Source organism: Scandinavium sp. (genome assembly GCF_036271055.1).
Lineage (GTDB): Bacteria > Pseudomonadota > Gammaproteobacteria > Enterobacterales > Enterobacteriaceae > Scandinavium.
This window is the reverse complement of sequence record NZ_DATBBJ010000037.1, coordinates 1-4,099: the sequence shown is the minus strand read 5'-3', so window position 1 is coordinate 4,099 and position 4,099 is coordinate 1. Positions and strand designations below refer to the sequence as shown.

The following is a 4,099-nucleotide window of genomic DNA, read 5'->3' as shown; positions in this document are numbered from 1 at the left end:
AGGAGTAAACCTAATGCGTGACTATAGTCACACACGGGGCGATGTGCTGGAACCCTGTGACGTTTGCCACAAGTTCCAATTCGACGTGCGAGTAATCAACGTCGGTGGCATCGAGCCCTGGAACTGGGATGACCTCATGATTTGCGGTCCTTGTCGGTTCCAAGAGGACATTCGCAACGCCAAAGTGGATTCGGATATGGCTCGTTGGGACCAAGAGGAAAAGGCCTGGTTGAAGAACGGTGGACAGGAGCTGATTGACTCCGAACCGTACGTGCCATGTATGGCATGTGGCGGCCCCGAACCTTGCCACTGCTGGGTATAGCGAAACGTGCCACATTGTTGGCACGTCTACCGATGTGACGAATCGGTACTGAAGAGCACAGTCACACTCAACTCACACAAGGAGTAACCCATGACCCCTGTGTTTTCAGTGGGTGACACCGTAAGGTGCACTCACGACACAGAGAAGTGCAGCTTGTGCCAGTCCCGTCCGAGCGCTTGTGGTTATTACAAGACCATAGGTAAGCTCGGTACAGTACTGGATGTGGACGATCACCGTCGCACCCCTATGGGCAAGACGGAACCGACTACTGGCAAGTCGCACAGAGTGGCCTTCATCGGTCACGACCGCCCGACCATCATCCCGATCACCGAGATCGAGTTGGTCACTGACTTGTCCACCGATGAGATGCTCGGTGCCTGGCAAGGTGACATGGACCGCGTTAGTGCCCACACTAACAGGACCATGAAGTACTACGATGAAGCGCCTGATGGCAGTACCAAGAAGGGCGACGCTGTTGCCACACTGGACTACTTGTCCCATCGGCGACGGCTGATCGAAAAGGCCTTCGAAGTACTCATTCCGTAATGCGAAACGTTCACAGCCATTGGTTGTGGACGTCCAAGTGAAGTGACGTTCACTTGCTGATGAGCATAGTCAAACTCACACTCAAGGGAGTAACCCATTGAATGCCATTGAGATTCTGACTGCCATGTCGAACGATGACATGTTGGCAGAAGAGGTACTTGGATACCTCAACCATGGCATGTTCGACGAATGGGACTGTGACTTGTGGAAGGGATGTGGTGAACTGGGCTTTGGTGGCCCGGAACTCCGCATCGCTGCACGGTCAGGCCTAGCGCTTGCTACGTACCACGAGTCACACCCTGAATCGAAACGACACTAGCGAAACGTTACCCATCAAAGGGTAACGTCCGACCGAGTGACGACCGGTCGCTGAAGAGCATAGTCAACCGAGTACTACATACTCACACTCAAACACAAGGAGGGAATCTTCAATGGATTCCACCAGCATTATCACCACTGCCATCTCCAAGCTGGACGCGGAGATCGAGCGGCTCACTGAGGCCCGAGAGGACCTGGTGGCACTCGTGCAGGAGCACGAGATCGTGGACGCCCCGAAGTCACGGCGTTCCACTCGCAAGTCCACCAAGGCCCCCAAGGCCACTACCCGGAAGGCCTCGACCAAGAAGGCCACCAAGCAGACCAGCAGTGAGCCCACTCGTCGGGAGATCATCATGGACCTCCTGGACGAGGGCGTGTCAGTGGCGGACATCGCTGACGAGTTGGACATCAAGCCCAACTACGTCTACCATGTCAAGCGCGACTGGAAGGAACTGGTCGCGTAGGACACAAGCGAAACGTTCCCGCTAGCATAGGGGAACGTCTGCACGAACTGGCAACCGTGCACTGATGAGCCTGCCAACTAACACTCACACAAGGAGTAACATATGCCCGAAGTTTTCGACGCGCAGAATGCTTTGAAGGCACTGCGCGAAGGAGACCTGGTCGAGTTCACCTACAAGCAGCAGTCAGGCAATGGTAGGTGGTACCGCTGGACATGCACTGCGGTGTTCGTAGGGCGGAAAACCGATGCCTACAAGGACCAGGCAATCATCTCGTACCGGCCCAAGGCTGGCACTAGCCACATCGATGTGAAATCCATCGAGTGGATTGAGCCCATCGAGTTCAGCGTCAAGCGCGCTGGTCAACGAGGGGATGACAACGTGGTACTGCCTGTACGGCAGAAGGGTGCAGTAGAAGCACCGTAGTAGCGAAACGTTCACTTCGGTGAACGTCTACACACCTAGCGAATGTGTACTGATGAGCATAGCTAACACTCAACTACAAGGAGTACTGCACAATGCCAATGGCAATTGTGAAGTTCGAGATGCTACCGGACAAGTACCGCTTCATGCGGTCCTGCCTGGAAGTGTACCTCCAAGACCTTCGTGAGTTCTACAGTGAGAACTCGAAGAGCTGGGGTGACCAGGACCCTGACCGTATTGGGCTCAACAACCGTATTGCCCAGCTGAGTGAACTGCTGAGGGACATGTAATGGCCAAGTCAGTCCACGCAGAGATCGTTGAGGTCCGCAGGGCACTGGTCGGCGCTGTCGAGGTGGCAGTCGAAAGTTACCTCGTTGGCCAAGCAGGCGAGGACTTGCCTGAAAGCCAAATGGCACTCGATAACTACGACTTCGAAGTGCAACGCGGCTTGACCAGGACTACGTTCATGATCAGGTGCAAGCACAAAGAGGGTACTTACCCCTCGCTGCACTTCGAAGTGAAGGTGTCGGGCGGCTGATGGGTGAACGGTCAGTCTATGACATTGAAGTGAACTGGACCGAGCCTGAGTTTGACTACGAGGTCAGGCAGAAGATGTCACAAACGGATACGCTTGCGTATCTCAAAAGTGTCATTACGAGTTCAGCATACGGGAAGCCAACGACCATCAAGGTCACACGGCAGATTCCTGCATGAGCGAAACGTCCCACTGGTTGTGGGGCGTCTATGTGACCTGGCTAGTCACATACTGATGAGCAAAGCCAAATATACAACACTCAACTCACAAGGAGTATACATATGGACGTTGTCATTTGTGGCCCGAATCTGGTGAACCAGACGAAGGGTCAGTTCCATGTCCACACTGCTGACTGCGGTGACCTCGACAAGATGAAGCGGCGCGAGCCTGCTTATCGCCCCGAGAACCGTATGGCCATTGAGGCTGACAGTCGGCAGGAGATTGTCGAGTGGTTGTACGATGACCACATGACAGAGGAGGAACGAGATCGTGGTACCACGCCTGACTGGCGTGAGTACGATGACATCTACTTGTTCCCCTGCCTCAAGGCACTTCCTGACCAGGCCGATGAGCCTGAGGAGGAAGATGAAGAGGTGGACGAGGATGACACTGAGGTGGATGAGTCAGAAGATGAGGACACCGAAGTGGAAGACGACGATGACGACACCGAGGACCAGGAAGAAGACGATGACGTGCCAGACCCGTTCGCTGGAATAATCGAACTGGCAGTGAAGCACGGCTTGGCAGACGGTAAGGACACTGCGGTGGACTGCCTGACCAAGGAGTCACTCCTGGGTTACCTCGACGATAACCTCGATGACGAGACCTACGGCGAGATGGCCAGCTTCGACCTGGACCGTGTCGTCAGTCAGTACGTGGCCTCGTTCATCAAAGGGTTCACTGACCATGCCAGAAGTGTGGTCAAGGACTTCGTGGCCAACGACGTGGAGTCGTACCTCGACCAGTCCTAGGAGGTGAACAATGAAGCGAAAGGTTCGTAGGCTATGGGTCAGGATTGCTGACTGGTTCTACGGGACTTAGTGACATGGCCGATGGGTTGTCAAATCTGAGCCACAAAGAACTGGTAGAGAAGTGTGAACGCTACCAGGAGGAAGTGGCCAAGTTGAGGATACTTGAAGCAGAAGTCTCCTCGGCAATTGACACGCTGCGCGCATGTGCTGATGCACTGCAAGCAACGTTGACCATGTAGCGAAACGGGACCTTCATTGGTCCCGTCTGTCGGCGTGACGAACCGGCACTGAAGAGCATAGTCAACTCACACTCAACGCAAGGAGTAACATTGTCATATTCCTACCAACTGCTGAAGTACGAAGGCAAGGGTGAAAACTCTGCCATCATCGTAGTGGAACCTGAAAAGGAGATTCCCACGCTCGATGAACTTCACAAGCTCGTGGAGGAACACATTGGCATGCTCCCCGACTGGTTGATGGAAGTGTCGAAGGACACTTACCTCCAGGAGGAAGATGAGCAAGG

General features: G+C 54.3%; 7 protein-coding genes and 4 other RNA genes. All 11 read left to right on the top strand.

Going from position 1 to position 4,099, the window contains the following annotated elements:
• Positions 1-319: 319 nt before the first annotated feature.
• Positions 320-387: hammerhead ribozyme type II (locus VH187_RS05700), an RNA gene on the top strand.
• A gap of 25 nt (positions 388-412) precedes the next feature.
• The gene (locus tag VH187_RS05695) at positions 413-868 is read left to right on the top strand and encodes a hypothetical protein (RefSeq protein WP_329700520.1); all 456 of its coding nucleotides are present in this window, start codon (positions 413-415) and stop codon (positions 866-868) included.
• Between the two features lie 431 nt (positions 869-1,299).
• Positions 1,300-1,650, top strand: coding sequence for a winged helix-turn-helix domain-containing protein (locus VH187_RS05690; RefSeq protein ID WP_329700519.1), 351 nt, complete (start codon positions 1,300-1,302; stop codon positions 1,648-1,650).
• Between the two features lie 5 nt (positions 1,651-1,655).
• Positions 1,656-1,729: hammerhead ribozyme type II (locus VH187_RS05685), an RNA gene on the top strand.
• Between the two features lie 23 nt (positions 1,730-1,752).
• Entirely contained in the window at positions 1,753-2,073 is a 321-nt protein-coding gene (locus VH187_RS05680; RefSeq protein WP_329700518.1) for a hypothetical protein, read from the top strand.
• A 92-nt stretch (positions 2,074-2,165) separates the two neighbouring features.
• Entirely contained in the window at positions 2,166-2,360 is a 195-nt protein-coding gene (locus VH187_RS05670) for a hypothetical protein (protein ID WP_329700517.1), read from the top strand.
• The gene (locus tag VH187_RS05665; RefSeq protein WP_329700516.1) at positions 2,360-2,608 is read left to right on the top strand and encodes a hypothetical protein; all 249 of its coding nucleotides are present in this window, start codon (positions 2,360-2,362) and stop codon (positions 2,606-2,608) included. Before VH187_RS05670 ends, VH187_RS05665 begins: the two co-directional genes overlap by 1 nt.
• A gap of 174 nt (positions 2,609-2,782) precedes the next feature.
• Positions 2,783-2,855: hammerhead ribozyme type II (locus tag VH187_RS05660), an RNA gene on the top strand.
• A 31-nt stretch (positions 2,856-2,886) separates the two neighbouring features.
• Positions 2,887-3,576, top strand: coding sequence for a hypothetical protein (locus VH187_RS05655; protein ID WP_329700515.1), 690 nt, complete (start codon positions 2,887-2,889; stop codon positions 3,574-3,576).
• Between the two features lie 236 nt (positions 3,577-3,812).
• Positions 3,813-3,880, top strand: an RNA gene (locus VH187_RS05650) — hammerhead ribozyme type II.
• A 25-nt stretch (positions 3,881-3,905) separates the two neighbouring features.
• The coding region (locus VH187_RS05645; protein ID WP_329700514.1) for a hypothetical protein at positions 3,906-4,099 on the top strand (194 nt) is incomplete at its 3' end.